This is a genomic window from Microbacterium elymi, from assembly GCF_021582895.2.
GTDB lineage: Bacteria > Actinomycetota > Actinomycetes > Actinomycetales > Microbacteriaceae > Microbacterium > Microbacterium humicola.
Genome location: NZ_CP091139.2, coordinates 2,717,731 through 2,733,420 on the forward strand (window position 1 = coordinate 2,717,731; position 15,690 = coordinate 2,733,420).

Here is a 15,690-nt window from a genome sequence, read left to right on the forward strand (position 1 = left end):
GCGCCCAGACGGAAAGGACCCCGGATGACCGACTACGCCGTCGTCAATCCCGCAACCGGCCAGCAGCTGGCCACCTACGACACGTTCACCGATGCGCAGGTCGAGGAGGCGGTCGCGACCGCCTCCTCGGCCTACCGCACGTGGTCGCGCACTCCCGTGGCGGAGCGGGCGGCGGTCGTGCGCCGCATCGCCGAGCTCGCACCGCGAGCGCCGCGAGCTGCTGGGCGAGATCATCGTCCGCGAGATGGGCAAGCCGCTCACGGGCGCGCTCGGCGAGGTCGACTTCGCCGCCGACATCATCGAGTTCTATGCCGACAACGCCGAGAAGATCACCGCCGACCGGCCGATCGACATCGTCGGCGACGGGTCGGCGGTCGTGCGCCGGGCTCCGCTCGGAGTGCTTCTGGGAATCATGCCGTGGAACTTCCCGGCGTACCAGGTGGCGCGGTTCGCGGCGCCGAACCTCGTGCTGGGCAACACGATCCTGCTCAAGCACGCTCCGCAGTGCCCGGAGTCGGCCGCCGCCCTCGAGCGCATCTACGAGGACGCGGGTCTCCCGAAGGGCGGATATGTCAACCTCTACGTCACGAACGAGCAGGCGGCGACGATCATCGCCGACCCGCGCGTGCAGGGCGTGTCGGTGACCGGTTCGGAGCGCGCGGGAGCTGCCGTCGCCGAGGTCGCCGGGCGCAACCTCAAGAAGGTCGCGCTGGAGCTCGGCGGGTCAGACCCGTTCATCCTGCTCTCGACCGATGACATCGACAGCGTCGTGTCGGCAGCCGTGGAGGCGCGGCTCGACAACAACGGGCAGTCGTGCAACGGCGCGAAGCGGTTCATCGTCGTCGACGACCTGTACGACGAGTTCGCCGGCAAGTTCACCGCGAAGATGGCGGAGGTGACGGCATCCGACCCGATGGCGGAGGACACCGTGCTCGGACCGCTGTCGTCGGAGGCCGCCGCGGAGCGGCTGCAGGAGCAGATCGACAGGGCCGTCGCGCAGGGCGCGACGGTGCTCACGGGTGGTACGCGTGAGGGCACGTTCTTCGCGCCCACAGTGCTCGCCGACGTGACAGCCGAGATGGACGTCTACCGGGAGGAGCTGTTCGGCCCCGCTGCGGTCGTGTACCGGGTGACGGGGGAGAAGGATGCCGTGGCGCTCGCGAACGACACCTCCTTCGGCCTCGGCTCATACGTCTTCACGACCGACCCCGAGCAGGCCGAGCGGGTGGCCGATGGCATCGAGGCCGGCATGGTGTACGTGAACCTCGTGCTCGCCGACAGCCCCGAGCTTCCCTTCGGCGGCGTCAAGCGCAGCGGCACCTCGCGCGAGCTCGGTCTGCTGGCAGCGGACGAGTTCGTCAACAAGAAGCTGATCCGCACCGGCGCCTGACCGCGCCGACGCCGATGTCCCCGGGTCCAATCGGCCCGGGGACATCGTCATCTCTGCCCGGCCGTCGAGCCTTGCCTCAGAACGGTGCGGGGTCGCGTTCGAGTCCCTGGCGTATCGCGTGTCTGTGCTTTGGGTCGGGGTCGAGCAGGGCGGTCAGCTCGAATCTGACGGTGCCGGGTGGTCGGGTGATGTGGGTGCGGAGGGTGGGTGCGGTCCAGCGGAGGATGCCGCCGCCGAGTTGTTCCACGAACCAGTCCGTCTCGTGTTTGACGGTGTGGTGGCGTTCGCAGAGGTGCTCGAGGTTGCACAGGCACGTCGGTCCGCCCTCGGCGTAGGCGATGGCGTGGTCGATGTCGCACTTTTTGGCCGGGCGGCGGCAGCCGGGGAACCGGCACTGCTGGTCGCGGACTTGGAGGAACAGTTTCTGCTGGGCGCGGGGTCGGTACCGGTCGACGCTGATCGGGACCCCGCTGCACGGGTCGGTGAACACCCGGATCCAGGCCGGTGCCGCCCCCGCAAGCTGCTTCGCGGTGTCGTCGTCGATGGGCCCGAAACCTGCCACGGCGGCGCCGCCGATCGTGGTGCCAGCCAGGGTGGTCGCCGGAATCGTGACCTGCACGGTGGGAGTGATCACGCCGAGGGCGGTGCGGGCTTGGTCGGTGGCACCGTGGCCGTCGGGAACACTGGTCAGCAGCAGGTCGCAGAATACGTCGGCCATGATCTGCGTCTGCGTCCGCTCATCGAGCACCGGGGCCGCAGCATCGGCGTCAGCGTGGGCGGCGTCGTGGCCCACGCTGGCGGCGTCTGAGTCACCGGTCGCCGTGGTTCGCGCAGCCGCGTCCCCGGTGGCCGTCGTGGCGCCCAGGGACGCGGCAGTCGCCTGACCCTCGGCCTTGGCCTTCGCGGATGCCTGCGGCTTCGGCTTCCGCCTTCTCGGTTGCGTTCTGTTCGTACAGTTCGGCGGCCATGTCCCGGAGGCGGTTGAACACCCCGACACCTTGCGCGGTGGGCACGTCGGCGGTGACCCGGGACAGACCCGGCTCGAGTTCCCGGACGGTGACCTTGCGGCGTGTGACGGCTTCCCGGACCCGTTGTTCGGTGCCTTCCGGGTCCAGCCGCTGCACGAGCCCGTCCAGGGCGGGACGCAGCTGCCCGGGGTCATCTCTCCGGCCATGTCCCGCGCGACCGCCTCATACTCCTGCCGCACGGTGTCGTCGTCGATGTCGGCACCCGCATCGGCGATCAGGATCGCGTGTTCGGGGAGATCTGTCCGGAGGACGCGTCACACAGGGTCTCGTAGAACCGGTGGGTGAGGGACCAGGCCTGGGACACCTTCCGTGCCACCTGCCATTCGCTCAACCGGAGCGCGGCAGCGACCTCGGCGTACACTTCCCGCATCGCCAACTGCGACGCGCTGGTGATCGACCCGTTCTGGGCAGCGCGTTCCTTCTCCCGCCTGTCCACCACACCCACGACACGCTCGAAGAAGAACATCTCCGCCGCGAACGCCGACGCTGCGCGTTCCCGACACTGGGTGAGGTCATCGACGATCTCACCCAACTCGGTCAGCACCGCGGAGAGGCCCGCGGACGACGTGGTGGACATCGGCGGCACCTCCTTCGGTTCGGATCAGCTAAGTCCAGTGTATCGAAAGGAAGAACGAAGGGCAAGCGGAAGTGCGGCGTTTTTACGGCATTACGGGCCGCGTCGATCCGGATCGTTGCGCAGGCGGGTGTGCGATGAGGGTCGAACGCAAACCCGATGTGCGGGCCCTACCTGGATCGTTGCTGCTGGGCGTTTCGACTCGTCGCTGCGCTCCTCGCTCAACGACCTGGCAGGGGACGCGCGACGCTCCTTCTTCGAGCAGGGAGGGCGTTTCGACTCGTCGCTGCGCTCCTCGCTCAACGACCTGGACGGGGGAAGCGAGGTGCTCCTTCTTCGAGTGGAGGGCGTTCGACTCGTCTCTGCGCTGCCCGCACCTACGGCAGCCGGCCGGTCACGGCGCCGGGCTCAGCGCCGACGAGGGTCTCGCTCGCCTGTGCGAGACGGTGCACGAACTCCGCGGCGTCGGTCCCGCGGGTCAGCGCATGCGCCGAGAGCCCGTCGATCATCGCGAGCAGCTTGCCAGGCCACAGCATCCGGATCGTCGGTCTGGAACTCGCCCCCGCCGCGACCTCCGCGCACGATTCCGGCGATGAACGACTGCCACCCCGCCATGTGCTCGTCGATCGCCGCGGCCAGCGCGGGATTGATCCGCCCGAGCGACCACGCGTCGACCCAGACGAGAGTGATGTCGTCGTGGTCGCGGCCCAGCACGGTGGCGAACAGCATGGCGAGCTTGCGCCGCGGGAGTGGACGCCCCCTCGACTTCAGCGCGCACATCGTCGAGCTCGCCGAGGACGAGTCGCCCGAACGTCCGCGCGACGAGTTCGTCCATGCCGCCGGCGTAATGCGCGACGAGGCCCGGCGCGACGCCCGCACGATGCGCGATCGCCCGAAGGGTGAGCGCGGCCAGTCCCTCCTCCCGCGCGAGCGCGATCGCAGCGTCGTGGATCTCGGCGGAACGCTGCTGGGGACTCTTCCGAGTGCGCACGCGCGGCGGTGATGTTGACATCGTGAGTCCAGTGTAGGAACATCGAGTATTGATCAAGCGATCAATACTCGATGGAGGAGGCGACGTGGCCTGGAGGATGCCGCACGAGGCGACGCTGCACGAGCGGACGTGGATGGCGTTCCCGCGCGCCGGGATCACGCTCGGCGAGGGGGAGTCCTGGCAGGAGACCGGCTACCGCGCCTGGGCCGACGTCGCACTCGCCGTCGCCGCGTTCGAGCCCGTCACCATGGTCGTCGACCCCAGCGAGACCGCCCGCGCCCGCCGCATGCTCGGCACCGCCGTCGAGATCGTCGAGGCCCCGCTCGACGAGTTCTGGATGCGCGACTTCGGCCCCACGTTCGTCATCGACGAGCACGGCGACAGCCTCGGCGCCGTCGACTGGATCTTCAACGGCTGGGGCGCTCCGGAATGGGCGGAGTGGAGCCTTTCCGCCGACATCGCCCGCCAGGTGGCAGCGCACATCGGCTTGCGAGCGGATCCCGTCGCTGCTCGTGAACGAAGGCGGCGGCATCCACGTCGACGGCGAGGGCACCGTGCTGCTGACCGAGACCGTGCAGCTCGATCCGAACCGGAACCCGTACGCCGACCGCGAGCGCGTCGAGGCAGAGATGGCGCGCACGATCGGCGCCGCCCACGCCGTCTGGCTTCCGCGCGGCCTCACCCGCGACTACGACGACTTCGGCACCCGGGGCCACGTCGACATCGTGGCGGCCTTCGCGGCACCGGGCCGCATCCTGCTCCACGAGCAGCGCGACCCCGACCACCCCGACTTCGCCGTCACCCGCGACCTCAAGCACCAGCTGAGCGAGCAGACGGATGCCGCGGGCCGGCGCTTCGAGATCATCGACGTGCCCGCGCCCGCGACGCTCCGCGACGACGAGGGCTTCGTCGACTGGAGCTACATCAACCACCTCGTCGTCAACGGCGGCATCGTCGCCTGCGGCTTCGGTGAGGAGCACGCCGACGCGCACGCCCGCGAGGTCCTCGCCGCGGCGTACCCCGGTCGCCGCGTCGTGACGGTCGACGCGCGCCCGATCTTCGCGCGCGGCGGCGGCATCCACTGCATCACCCAGCAGCAGCCCGCTCTCCCCGGATCGGAGGCCTGAGATGTACGACGTCGTCGAGGCCGCCATCGCCGACCTCCGCGCAGCACTCGAGACGGGACGCACGACCAGCGGCGAGCTCGTGCAGGCGTACCTCGCCCGCATCGACGCCTACGATGCGCCCGGCACCACGACGGCACTGAACGCCGTCGTCGTACGGAACCCCGACGCCCTCGCTGAAGCCGAGGCGTCGGATGCGCGGCGCGCCGCCGGTGAGACGCTCGGGCCGCTCGACGGCATCCCGTACACCGCGAAGGACAGCTACCTCGTGCGCGGGCTGACGGCGGCCGCCGGCTCTCCGGCGTTCGCCGACCTCGTCGCGCAGCGCGACGCGTTCACGATCGCGCGCCTGCGCGCGGGCGGGGCGATCTGCCTCGGCCTCACGAACATGCCGCCCATGGCGAACGGCGGGATGCAGCGGGGCGTCTACGGGCGCGCCGAGTCGCCCTACAGTGCAGACTGGCTGACGAGCGCCTTCGGCTCGGGGTCGTCGAACGGCTCGGGCACTGCCACTGCCGCGTGCTTCGCCGCCTTCGGCCTCGGCGAGGAGACCTGGTCGAGCGGGCGGGCGCCCGCATCCAGCAACGCCCTCTGCGCCTACACCCCGTCGCGCGGTGTCATCTCGGTGCGCGGGAACTGGCCGCTCGTCCCCACCATGGACGTCGTCGTACCGCACACCCGCACGATGGACGACCTGCTCGAGGTGCTCGATGTGATCGTCGCCGACGACCCCGACCCGCGCGGAGACTTCTGGCGCGCCCAGCCGTGGGTGCCGATCCCGGATGTCTCGGCTCTGCGCCCGTCGTCCTATCGCGGACTCGCGCCCGCCGACCTTCGCGGCACGCGCCTCGGCGTTCCGCGGATGTACATCAATGCCGACCCGGAAGCCGGCACCGGCACCACGATCGGCGGCTCGACCGGGCGTCCCATCCGCACCCGCGACTCGGTGATCGGGCTGTGGGAGACGGCGCGCCGCGACCTGGAGGCCGCCGGCGCCGAGGTCGTGGAGGTCGACTTCCCCGCCGTCACGAACTACGAGGGCGACCGTTCCGGTGCGCCCACGATCGCCACCCGCGGCCTCGTGTCGCCGGAGTTCCTGCGCTCGGAGATCGTCGACCTGTCGGCCTGGGCCTGGGACGACTTCCTGAAGGCGAACGGCGACCCGCGCCTGAACCGGCTCGACGATGTCGACGGCGCGCAGATCTTCCCCCATCCGGCGGGGGCGCTGCCCGACCGGTACGACGGATTCGACGACGACATCGCCGGGTATCCGGAGCAGGTGCGGACGCATCCGTACGGCCGGCTCACCGACATCCCGCACCTCGAACAGGGAGTGCGCGGCCTGGAGCAGACCCGCCGGGTCGACCTCGAGGAATGGATGGACGCGCTCGGCCTCGATGCCGTGGTGTTCCCGGCGATGGCGGATGTCGCTCCCGCCGACATGGACGTGAACCCCGCGTCGGCCGACCTCGGCTGGCGCAACGGCGTCTGGGTCGCGAACGGCAACCTCGTGCCGCGGCACCTCGGCATCCCGACGGTGACGGTGCCGATGGGGACGATGTCCGACACAGGGATGCCGGTCGGCCTCACCTTCGTCGGCCGCGCCTACGACGACACCGCGCTGCTGGCGCTCGGCGGCGCGTTCGAGGCGACCGCGCACCGTCGCACCGAGCCGCCGCGCACGCCCCGGCTCTGACCCGATCCGCCGCGATCGGACACATCGAATCGAAATACGAGGAGGTATTTCAATGACCACACCACCCGCCACCCTGACCCGCGGCTTCCGCCGCCCCACGCCCGAGGTCGCCTTCGAGGAGGCCGACGATCCACGCCCGCATTCCGACCCACCGTTGACAGCACCGGCATCCCGATATTGAAGAGAGCGTCGTATTGGCTGAGCGATCAATAATGATCACGCCACGACGACGACGTCACCCTGAGAGGCACACCATGTCCGACCTTCCCGTTTCTTCCGTCCCACTGGGGGATGTCGTCCCCGCAGCGCAGGACGAGTTCGTCGACGTCCCGACCCAGCCCGAGACCCGGGGCATCGAGCTCATCGGCGACGCCGAGCGCCACGGCCGCGCCCGGGATCTGTTCGCCGTCTGGGCGGCGCCGAGCGTCAGCATCCTGAACTTCACCGTCGGCGCGTCCATGATCGTGCTCGGCCTGCAGCTCTGGCAGGCGATCCTCGTGATCGTGCTCGGCTCGCTGCCGTGGATCCTCACCGGCATCATCGCCGTCTCGGGACCCGCCGCCGGCACGTCGGGCTCGGTCGTCATGCGGGCGATGTACGGGATCATCGGCAACAAGATCGTCGTGGCCTTCATGGGGTGGCTCGTGTCGGCGGTGTATCTCGCGCTGAACTGGCTGGCTGCCGCGTTCCTCGGCGGCGACATGCTGGCGAAGCTGGGATGGGATGCGCCGGCCGTCGCGCCGATCGTCGTCGCCGTCGTGGTCGCGGCGGTCACAGTGACGGTCGCCGTCTACGGGCACGCGCTCATCCTGCGGGTCTACTCCTGGATCGCGATCGTGCTCGTGGCGATCTTCCTGCTCGTGACGGGGTTCATCCTGCCCCGCGTCGACTGGGCGTACGCACCCGCCGAGCCGCTGCACGGCGTGCCGCTGTGGTCGGCGGCGACGATCGGCTTCGCGATCCTCGCGTCGGCGCCGCTGTCGTTCATCAACAGCCCCGACATGGCCCGGTACCTGCCGCGCTCGACGAAGCCGAGTCACATCGCGGCATCGACCGCGATCGGCGGGTTCCTGCCGAGTGTGTTCTTCACGACGGTCGGCGCCCTCATGGCGACCGCCGTGAGCGGCGACGCGCTCAGCGCGGGAGTCGAGGGAGTGATCCTCGGCATGATGCCCGTGTGGCTCGCGCCGCTGTTCGCCATCGGGGTCATCATCAACACCGTGGCGCTCAACGGGATGACGACGTACACGTCGAGCATGGCGCTGCAGGCGATCGGCGTGCCCCTGCGCCGCATCCCCGCCGCCATCGTCGTCGGCGTGATCGGCACCGCCCTGACGATCTACCTCGTGATGTCGACGACGTTCCTGGACGCCGTCAACCTCATGCTGCAGTTCCTCATCGTGGTGGCTGCCCCGGTGATGGCGATCTTCGCCGCCGACGTGCGCTGCGCCGCGGACGCTACGACGGCATGGAGCTGTTCGACGAGCGGCGCGGAGGCCGGTTCTGGTACACCGGCGGCTGGGGCCTTCCCGGAGTTCTCGCCTTCGTGCTGGGCTCGGTGGGAAGCGCCCTGTGCCTGTCGACGACGGTGTGGACCGGCCCCATCTCGGCGGCGCTGGGATACATCGACCTGTCGGTGCCGGTCGGCATGATCGTCGCCGTGCTCGTCTACGTCGGCCTGCAGCGCACCGCGCTGGGCGGAGCGGGACGGCCGTGGGCGGCATGACCCGTGAGAACGAGGAGAACGAGATGACGCAGCTGTACACCGCCGGCCGGATCTTCACCGCTGACACCCGGCCGTGGGCGACGGCGATGGCCGTGCAGGGCGACAGGCTGCTGTACGTCGGCGACGACGACACCGCGCGCCGGATCGCCGGCGACGCCGAAGAGACCGATCTCGGCGGGGCGCTCGTGGTCCCCGGCTTCGTCGACGGGCACGCCCACATCGTCGAGACCGGTGCCGCTGCCGACCAGATCGACCTGTGGAGCGCCGCCGACCTCGCCGACATCCAGCACCGCCTGGCCGAGGGCGCGGCCGCGCGGCCCGATGCGGCACGCGTCCGTGCGCAGGGCTGGCAGCACGCCGCCACCGGCACCCCGCAACGACGCATGCTCGACGAGATCGTGCCCGACCGGCCGGTGTACGTGCAGGCGCACGATCTGCACTCGATGTGGTTGAACACCGCTGCCCTTGCCGAGGTGGGCATCGACGACGACACCGAGTCGCCCGCGGGCGGCAGCATCCATCGCGACGCCGACGGACACGCGACCGGGCTCATCGACGAGACCGCGATGCAGCAGATCGTGTGGCCGGCGCTCGACCGGTTCGCCTCCGACGCCGAGGACGATGCCGCCGTGCGCGCCGCCCTGCGCGGATACGCCGCGACCGGCGTCACGGCATCGACCGACATGGCACTGAGCGAGCCGCAGCTGGCGGCGCTGAAGCGCGTGCGCGATGCCGGCGAGCTGACCGCCCGGGTCGCCGCCCACTGGCTCGTGCATCGCACCGGCGATCCCGCCGAGCACCTCGCTCAGGTGCAGCGTGCGGCGGAGCTGGCACAGGACGTGGACGACGACCGGCTCCGCGTCGTCGGCATCAAGCTCATCGCCGACGGGACCGTCGACGGATGCACGGCCGCCGTGCGCACGCCCTATGCCAACGGCGCCCTTCCCGACCCGGTGTGGTCACTCGACGAGATCACTCCCGTCGTGGTCGCCGCCGATGCCGCGGGGCTCCAGGTGGCGATCCACGCGATCGGGGATGAGGCGGTGCGCATCGCGATCACCGCCATCGAGCGCGCGGTCGCGGCGAACGGACCGCGCGCCCGCCGCCACCGCATCGAGCACCTCGAGGTCGTCGACCCGGAGGAGATCGCACGGCTCGCGGCACTCGGAATCACGGCGAGCATGCAGCCGGTGCACTCCGACCCGGCGATCCAGGACAACTGGCGCGCGATGCTCGGCGACGAGCGCGTCCAGCGCGGCTATCCGTGGCCGGAGATGACCGAGCAGGGCGCCCGGCTCGCATTCGGCACCGACTCGCCGACGTCGCCGTTCGCGCCGCTGCCGAACATGTTCATCGCGGCCACCCGCCGATCGGCGCTGAACCCGGCGCTCGAGCCGAACCTCCCGCGCTACGCGCTGCCGCTGGCGGATGCCGTCGCCCATGCCACGCGCGACGCCGCGTGGGCGAGCGGGGCGGAGGATCGGTACGGCCGTCTGGCGGCCGGGCTGTCCGCCGACTTCGTCGTGCTCGATCGCGACATCTTCCGGGTTCCGGTCGACGAACTCCTGGAAGCGGGGGTGCGGCGCACCGTCGTCGGCGGCGAGGTCGTCTACGAGGCGTCGTAGCGCTTGTCCCGCCCGGTTCGCGGCCGTCGAGGGCATGCCCTACACTGGAGAGGCAGTATTGTCTGCATTCTTTCGCTGTGCCCGCGGGCAAGGGGCACGTCTCCACGTTCATCGGTCGCAGCGCAGGAGTGGGGGCATCCCGGGGCCGTCACGGTCTCTAGGGCGGTAGCTCAATTGGCAAGAGCAGCGGTCTCCAAAACCGCAGGTTGCAGGTTCGATTCCTGTCCGCCCTGCGCGTCAGCGCTTGCTGATACACACACGACGATTCAGGTGGAGTCGATGGTCCAGGACGAGCCGAACGGCGAAGTGGTCGCCGCCAGCGACCGGCCGCGCGAGAAGAAGCCGAACTTCTTCCAGCGCATCGTCATCTTCATCCGCCAGGTCTTCGCCGAGCTCCGCAAGGTCGTCACCCCGACGCGGCAGGAACTGGTCAAGTACACCCTCGTGGTGCTGGGCTTCGTCGCGGTGATGATGGCGGTCGTCTACGGATTGGACGTGCTGTTCGTCTGGGTGACGACGCAGGTGTTCGGCACCAAGGGACTGTGACGCGCAGCTGACGCGACACATTGTCCCCCAACGAACGGAAGAGAAGACAAGTGCCTGAAAGATATGCCGACGACGCCGACTGGGCGACGGCAGCCGAGCAGTCCAGCGAGGACGACGAAGCCCAGACGGGCGACGTGCTCGCGGCCGAGGAGCGCTCGGTCGAGGCTGCGGAGCACAGGGCACTGCACGTCGAGGACGAGGACGAAGACCGCGATTCCGACGACGAGACATACGACATCGAAGACCCGGAGGCTGATGCGATCGTGAACGACGCACTGCACATCGACGAGACCGCGGAGGCTGAGGCCGCAGCGGATGTTCTCACCAACGACGCGGCGGACGAGGCGGCGGAGCGTGCGGTCGAGGCGGCCGACGAGGTCAGCCCGTACGACGGACCGGACGTGAACGGCGAAGAGGACCGGCCCGTGCTGGACGAGGACTTCGTCGAAGAGGTGGATGCTGCCGCCTCCGTGGTCGACGAGGCCGAGGCGGCCGTGGACCCCGCCGATGCCGCCGAGGCCTCGGAGTCCGACGAGGAGTCGGAGGAGGACCCGTACGAGTCCTTCCGCGCCGAGCTCGCTCGCTGCCCGGCAAGTGGTACGTCATCCACTCGTACGCCGGCTTCGAGCGCAAGGTGAAGGCCAACATCGAGCAGCGCAAGTCGACGCTCGAGGTCGAGGAGGACATCTACCAGATCGAGGTCCCGATGGAGGACGTCGTCGAGATCAAGAACGGTCAGCGCAAGATGGTCACGCGCGTCCGGATCCCCGGCTACGTGCTCGTCCGGATGGAGCTGAACGAAGACACCTGGTCGGTCGTCCGGCACACCCCGGGCGTGACCGGCTTCGTCGGCAACGCGCACAACCCGACTCCGCTCCGCTTCGAAGAGGCCTTCAACATGCTGAAGTCCCTGGTGGAGATCAAGGAGGTCGCCACGCCCAAGGGCGGCGCGGCCAAGGGCGGTCAGACCGCGGCCCGGGTCATCCCGGCCGAGGTCGACTTCGAGGTCGGCGAGACGATCACCATCAAGGAAGGCTCGTTCGCAGGTCTGCCGGGTACGATCAGTGAGATCAAGCCCGAGAGCGGCAAGCTCACCGTGCTCGTCTCGCTGTTCGAGCGCGAGACCCCGGTCGAGCTGAGCTTCGACCAGGTCACCAAGATGTTGTAGCGGCTCGGATCAATGCGGCGCAAGCCGCGTTGATGCGTGCCGGTACAAGGCTGAGCGAGCGCAGCGAGACGAAGCCTGCCTCAGCCCCCAAAGACACCGCGATCCGGAACGGCCGGACCCGCGGGAGAGCGGATGCCCCGGCATCCGATTCGCTGAAAGGAAAGACAATGGCACCGAAGAAGAAGGTGACCGGCCTGATCAAGCTCCAGATCAACGCCGGCGCCGCCAACCCGGCGCCGCCGATCGGGCCCGCGCTCGGTCAGCATGGCGTCAACATCATGGAGTTCTGCAAGGCGTACAACGCGGCGACCGAGTCGCAGCGCGGCAACGTCATCCCCGTGGAGATCACCGTCTACGAGGACCGCAGCTTCACGTTCATCCTGAAGACCCCGCCGGCCGCTGAGCTGATCAAGAAGGCTGCGGGCGTCGGCAAGGGCTCGGCGACGCCGCACACCGACAAGGTCGGCAAGCTCACGCGCGAGCAGGTGCGCCAGATCGCTGAGACCAAGCAGCCCGATCTGAACGCGAACGACCTCGAGGCCGCCTCGAAGATCATCGCCGGCACCGCCCGTTCCATGGGCATCACGGTCGAGGGCTGAGGGAGATAACGAACATGGCTACCAAGTCCAAGGCATACCGCGCCGCCGTCGAGAAGATCGCGCCGGACACGTTCTACACGCCGACCGAGGCCGTCGGGCTCGCCCGCGAGACGGGGTCGAAGAAGTTCGACTCGACCGTCGAGGTCGCCCTCAAGCTGTCGGTCGACCCGCGCAAGGCGGACCAGATGGTGCGCGGCACCGTCATGCCTGCCCACGGGACCGGCAAGACCGCCCGCGTCATCGTCTTCGCCAACGGCCCGGCCGCTGAAGCGGCCATCGCCGCCGGTGCGGACGAGGTCGGCAGCACCGACCTGATCGAGCGGGTCGCCGCCGGCTGGACCGACTTCGACGCGGCCGTGGCCACGCCCGAGCTCATGGGCCAGGTCGGTCGACTCGGCAAGGTGCTGGGCCCCCGCGGTCTGATGCCGAACCCGAAGACCGGCACCGTGACCCCCAACCCGGCCAAGGCCGTCGAGGAGATCAAGGGCGGCAAGATCGAGTTCCGCGTCGACAAGCACGCGAACGTGCACTTCATCGTCGGCAAGGCCTCGTTCACGGCCGAGCAGCTGGACGAGAACCTTCGGGCCGCGCTCGACGAGATCGTGCGCCTCAAGCCCTCCAGCTCGAAGGGCCGCTACATCCAGAAGGGTGCCGTGTCGACCACGTTCGGCCCCGGCATCCCGCTGGACGTCAACGCGATCTGACGCACATCGCAGAACGGGGCTCCACCTTCGGGTGGGGCCCCGTTCTCGTGCTCACGCCGTGGGCAGCACCTCGAAGCCGGACGCGCCGGTGGGTGCAGCATCCGTCACCCGGGCGCTGGTGACCGCCGAGCCGGGCGGGCCCTCGGCCATCCAGGCCACGATCGCGTCCACCTGCTCGTCGGTGCCCTCGATCTCGGCCTCCACCGTGCCGTCGCGGCGGTTGCGCACCCAGCCGGCGACCCCGGCCGCACGTGCCTCCAGACGCAGGGTGTACCGATAGCCGACGCCCTGCACCTCGCCGGCGACCACGACATGCACTCGACGCATCCCTCCATCGTGCCGCAGCCTGCCCAGGCGTGGGGCGGATGCCGCGCCCGGCGCGGCTGCAGGGTCAGACGCACGGGCGCCGGGGGATTCTCAGACGTCGCGCAGCAGGAACCCGTCGGCGAGCGCTCAGCGTGCGCTCGAACCGGCGAATCCCGTCTCGTAGGCCAGAATCACGGCTTGCACTCGATCGCGCAGGCCGAGTTTGGCCAGGATGCTTGCGACGTGTGTCTTCACCGTTGCGGGGCTCACGACGAGCTCGGCCGCGATCTCCGCATTCGTCCGACCGCGGGTCAGTTCGGTCAGCACTGCGCGTTCTCGGTCGCTCAATCGCTCGAATATCACCGGATCGGCGGATGCGGCGTCATGGTGCAGGAACTCGTCGACCATACGCCGCAGCACCGGCTGGGCGAGCGTTGTCTCGCCCGAGGCGACGGCCCGCACACAGCGCACGAGTTCTGTGGGGTTCACGTCCTTGAGCAGATAACCGCTCGCACCCTCGCGGAGGGCAGAGACCACGTACTCGTCGAGATCGTATGTGGTCAGCACCAGCACGCGGGTGCGCGGGGACTCGCGCACGATCGCACGCGTGGCGTCGAGCCCGTTGAGCTGAGGCATCCGGATGTCCATGAGCGCCACGTCCGGGTCGTGTTCACGGACCAGTGCAACGGCCTCCGCCCCGTTCGCGGCCTCCCCGCACACCTCGAAGTCGGGCTGCTGTTCGAGGATGATGCGGAAGCCGCTGCGCACCAGCTGCTGGTCGTCCGCGACGACGATGCGGATCACGGGGCGGCCTTTGCCGAGGCGACGGTCCCGCTCGGCACTGTCGACGAGGCCGGCGACGACTCTCGTGACGGGGGTTGCGAGGACGATTCCGGCTGGCCGTATGGCAGGGTGGCGCACACGCGCCATAGTTCGCCGTCGTTGCTCTGTCCGGCTTGCACGGTTCCGGAGTGGGCCGCGGCCCGCTCGACCATGCCCACCAGCCCGTTGCCGGCCCCGTCGACGTTGCCGCGGTCGTGACTCGAGATGTCGGCACGGATCTCGTTCTCGATGACGATGCGCAGGGCCTCCGGTTCATACGCGACAGTCACACGCGGCCGGCTTCCGGGCGCATGGCGCCGGGCATTCGTCAGGGCCTCCTGCACGATGCGGAACGCTGCCAGGGAGACTCCCGCTGCGACGGGGACGGGAGATCCGACAACCGTGAGGCTGGCACCGTCGGCCGCCGTGAGTTCCGGCAGCCGTTCCAGGCCCGGCCGTGGATCCGCATCCGGGCCGGTCCTGCCGCGCGCGACCGCGAGCAGCGAGCGCACCTCGGCAAGCCCTTCCCGGGCCGAGGTCATGACGTGCTCCACCGGGCCCATCGCGGGATCGGAGGCCGAGAGGCTTGCCTGTGCCGCTCCCGCCTGCACGGCGATGCTGCTGAGGGTGTGCGCGAGAATGTCGTGCAGATCGCGGGCGATGCGCGAGCGTTCGGCCTCCGCTGCCAGGGCGGCATGCTTCTCGCGTTCGGCGGCGAGCTCGGCGGTCAGCCAGCGCAGGCGTTCGGATTGTGCGCGCGAGCGGGCGAGCAGCCAGCCGGCCAGGGCCGGAGCGCCGACGATGATCGGCGGCGTCAGCAACATCTCGACGGTTGAGGTGCTCGTGCCCACCTGAATGGTGAACGTTGCCGCGAGAATCAGGACCAGCGCGATGCACGCCCGGATGCCGCGGAGATGATCCGCGACAGAGAACGCGAGCACGAGGACGGTCGCGAACGCCCACAGTGGAGTGGCCGCGCCCGGAAGCTGAGAGAGCACCACGCATCCGATGGACGCGATGATCGCCATCGCCATCGGCGCGCGCGTGCGCAGGCACAACGGATGCCGCGGTGAGCGTCGCGACGATCTCGGTCAGCGGATGCAAGCACGGCGTCATCCAGCGCTGTGGTCACTATCGCGGCGGCGACGAGCAGCGTCGCCATCGCGAGATCGGGCCACGGAAGGCCGACGAGTCTCCACCATGAGCGCTGCATGATCCCCAGAGTATGACCTGGATCGGCCGACGGCATCGGCCGATCGGGCGAGCGCGGACTCGTCCGATCGGCCCAGACGCCGCGTCGAGGAACCATCCGCTGGGCCGCCGGAATCGCCCGGGCAGCGGGAATCGCCGCGCGCCGCCGCGTTTCTACGCTTGCGACATCAGCTGGCGCT

At 69.7% G+C, this 15,690-nt stretch carries 14 protein-coding genes, 1 tRNA gene and 5 pseudogenes; 12 read left to right on the forward strand and 8 right to left on the reverse strand.

Features of this window, described 5'->3' with window-relative positions; all coding sequences use genetic code 11:
- Positions 1-24: 24 nt before the first annotated feature.
- Positions 25-1,390 (forward strand): annotated as a pseudogene (locus L2X98_RS14805) (NAD-dependent succinate-semialdehyde dehydrogenase).
- Between the two features lie 76 nt (positions 1,391-1,466).
- Here the strand turns inward: L2X98_RS14805 and L2X98_RS14810 are convergent.
- The 5 genes and pseudogenes from L2X98_RS14810 to L2X98_RS21595 form a co-directional block, all read right to left on the reverse strand.
- Positions 1,467-2,183 (reverse strand): HNH endonuclease signature motif containing protein, encoded by a 717-nt coding sequence (locus tag L2X98_RS14810; RefSeq protein WP_259611432.1) that lies wholly within the window; start codon positions 2,181-2,183, stop codon positions 1,467-1,469.
- A gap of 16 nt (positions 2,184-2,199) precedes the next feature.
- Positions 2,200-2,553: pseudogene (locus L2X98_RS14815) on the reverse strand (DUF222 domain-containing protein); the annotation flags it as partial.
- 79 nt (positions 2,554-2,632) lie between these two features.
- On the reverse strand, positions 2,633-2,995 hold the full coding sequence (locus L2X98_RS14820; protein ID WP_259611433.1) for a hypothetical protein: 363 nt from the start codon (positions 2,993-2,995) through the stop codon (positions 2,633-2,635).
- Positions 2,996-3,400: 405 nt separating this feature from the next.
- Positions 3,401-3,721, reverse strand: a complete 321-nt coding sequence (locus tag L2X98_RS14825; protein WP_259611434.1) for a TetR family transcriptional regulator C-terminal domain-containing protein — start codon at positions 3,719-3,721, stop codon at positions 3,401-3,403.
- A gap of 145 nt (positions 3,722-3,866) precedes the next feature.
- Positions 3,867-4,004 (reverse strand): annotated as a pseudogene (locus tag L2X98_RS21595) (TetR family transcriptional regulator); the annotation flags it as partial.
- A 64-nt stretch (positions 4,005-4,068) separates the two neighbouring features.
- Between L2X98_RS21595 and L2X98_RS14835 the strand changes: the two are divergent.
- The 10 genes and pseudogenes from L2X98_RS14835 (at position 4,069) to rplA (ending at position 13,171) form a co-directional block, all read left to right on the forward strand.
- Positions 4,069-5,110: pseudogene (locus tag L2X98_RS14835) on the forward strand (agmatine deiminase family protein).
- A 1-nt stretch (position 5,111) separates the two neighbouring features.
- Positions 5,112-6,803, forward strand: a complete 1,692-nt coding sequence (locus tag L2X98_RS14840) for an amidase (protein ID WP_259611436.1) — start codon at positions 5,112-5,114, stop codon at positions 6,801-6,803.
- Positions 6,804-6,855: 52 nt separating this feature from the next.
- A complete protein-coding gene (locus L2X98_RS14845; RefSeq protein ID WP_259611437.1) occupies positions 6,856-6,984 on the forward strand; it encodes a hypothetical protein in 129 nt (42 codons plus the stop codon).
- Between the two features lie 73 nt (positions 6,985-7,057).
- Positions 7,058-8,455, forward strand: coding sequence for a purine-cytosine permease family protein (locus L2X98_RS14850; protein WP_354002817.1), 1,398 nt, complete (start codon positions 7,058-7,060; stop codon positions 8,453-8,455).
- A 70-nt stretch (positions 8,456-8,525) separates the two neighbouring features.
- Positions 8,526-10,154 carry an amidohydrolase gene (locus L2X98_RS14855; RefSeq protein WP_259611438.1) on the forward strand — a complete coding sequence of 543 codons (1,629 nt, stop codon included), beginning with the start codon at positions 8,526-8,528 and terminating at the stop codon, positions 10,152-10,154.
- Positions 10,155-10,313: 159 nt separating this feature from the next.
- A tRNA-Trp gene (locus L2X98_RS14860) sits at positions 10,314-10,387 on the forward strand.
- A 46-nt stretch (positions 10,388-10,433) separates the two neighbouring features.
- A complete protein-coding gene (secE, locus tag L2X98_RS14865; protein ID WP_259613345.1) occupies positions 10,434-10,700 on the forward strand; it encodes a preprotein translocase subunit SecE in 267 nt (88 codons plus the stop codon).
- A 50-nt stretch (positions 10,701-10,750) separates the two neighbouring features.
- Positions 10,751-11,868 (forward strand): annotated as a pseudogene (nusG, locus tag L2X98_RS14870) (transcription termination/antitermination protein NusG).
- A gap of 167 nt (positions 11,869-12,035) precedes the next feature.
- Entirely contained in the window at positions 12,036-12,467 is a 432-nt protein-coding gene (rplK, locus tag L2X98_RS14875) for a 50S ribosomal protein L11 (RefSeq protein WP_259611439.1), read from the forward strand.
- A 14-nt stretch (positions 12,468-12,481) separates the two neighbouring features.
- Positions 12,482-13,171 (forward strand): 50S ribosomal protein L1, encoded by a 690-nt coding sequence (gene rplA, locus L2X98_RS14880; protein WP_259611440.1) that lies wholly within the window; start codon positions 12,482-12,484, stop codon positions 13,169-13,171.
- Between the two features lie 51 nt (positions 13,172-13,222).
- Here the strand turns inward: rplA and L2X98_RS14885 are convergent, their stop codons facing one another.
- From L2X98_RS14885 to L2X98_RS14895, 3 genes are all read right to left on the reverse strand, one after another.
- Positions 13,223-13,498: an acylphosphatase gene (locus tag L2X98_RS14885; RefSeq protein WP_259611441.1), complete on the reverse strand. Its 276-nt coding sequence runs from the start codon at positions 13,496-13,498 to the stop codon at positions 13,223-13,225.
- A 126-nt stretch (positions 13,499-13,624) separates the two neighbouring features.
- Complete coding sequence (locus L2X98_RS14890) at positions 13,625-14,281, reverse strand: response regulator (protein ID WP_259611442.1); 657 nt, start codon at positions 14,279-14,281, stop codon at positions 13,625-13,627.
- On the reverse strand, positions 14,278-15,333 hold the full coding sequence (locus L2X98_RS14895; protein ID WP_259611443.1) for a sensor histidine kinase: 1,056 nt from the start codon (positions 15,331-15,333) through the stop codon (positions 14,278-14,280). Before L2X98_RS14895 ends, L2X98_RS14890 begins: the two co-directional genes overlap by 4 nt.
- Before the next feature lie 35 nt (positions 15,334-15,368).
- Here L2X98_RS14895 and L2X98_RS14900 point away from each other — a divergent pair, with 35 nt between their 5' ends.
- Entirely contained in the window at positions 15,369-15,503 is a 135-nt protein-coding gene (locus tag L2X98_RS14900; protein WP_259611444.1) for a hypothetical protein, read from the forward strand.
- Positions 15,504-15,690: the final 187 nt, after the last annotated feature.

What these genes read in the sequence shown, in the direction of transcription:
- rplK (WP_259611439.1), top strand. Translation starts at nt 12,036, where the DNA reads ATGGCACCGAAGAAGAAGGTGACCGGCCTGATCAAGCTCCAGATCAAC.
- L2X98_RS14855 (WP_259611438.1), top strand. Translation starts at nt 8,526, where the DNA reads ATGACCCGTGAGAACGAGGAGAACGAGATGACGCAGCTGTACACCGCC.
- L2X98_RS14850 (WP_354002817.1), top strand. Translation starts at nt 7,058, where the DNA reads ATGTCCGACCTTCCCGTTTCTTCCGTCCCACTGGGGGATGTCGTCCCC.
- secE (WP_259613345.1), top strand. Translation starts at nt 10,434, where the DNA reads ATGGTCCAGGACGAGCCGAACGGCGAAGTGGTCGCCGCCAGCGACCGG.
- L2X98_RS14825 (WP_259611434.1), bottom strand. Translation starts at nt 3,721, where the DNA reads ATGCTGTTCGCCACCGTGCTGGGCCGCGACCACGACGACATCACTCTC.
- L2X98_RS14840 (WP_259611436.1), top strand. Translation starts at nt 5,112, where the DNA reads ATGTACGACGTCGTCGAGGCCGCCATCGCCGACCTCCGCGCAGCACTC.
- L2X98_RS14895 (WP_259611443.1), bottom strand. Translation starts at nt 15,333, where the DNA reads ATGGCGATGGCGATCATCGCGTCCATCGGATGCGTGGTGCTCTCTCAG.
- L2X98_RS14885 (WP_259611441.1), bottom strand. Translation starts at nt 13,498, where the DNA reads ATGCGTCGAGTGCATGTCGTGGTCGCCGGCGAGGTGCAGGGCGTCGGC.
- rplA (WP_259611440.1), top strand. Translation starts at nt 12,482, where the DNA reads ATGGCTACCAAGTCCAAGGCATACCGCGCCGCCGTCGAGAAGATCGCG.
- L2X98_RS14845 (WP_259611437.1), top strand. Translation starts at nt 6,856, where the DNA reads ATGACCACACCACCCGCCACCCTGACCCGCGGCTTCCGCCGCCCCACG.
- L2X98_RS14820 (WP_259611433.1), bottom strand. Translation starts at nt 2,995, where the DNA reads ATGTCCACCACGTCGTCCGCGGGCCTCTCCGCGGTGCTGACCGAGTTG.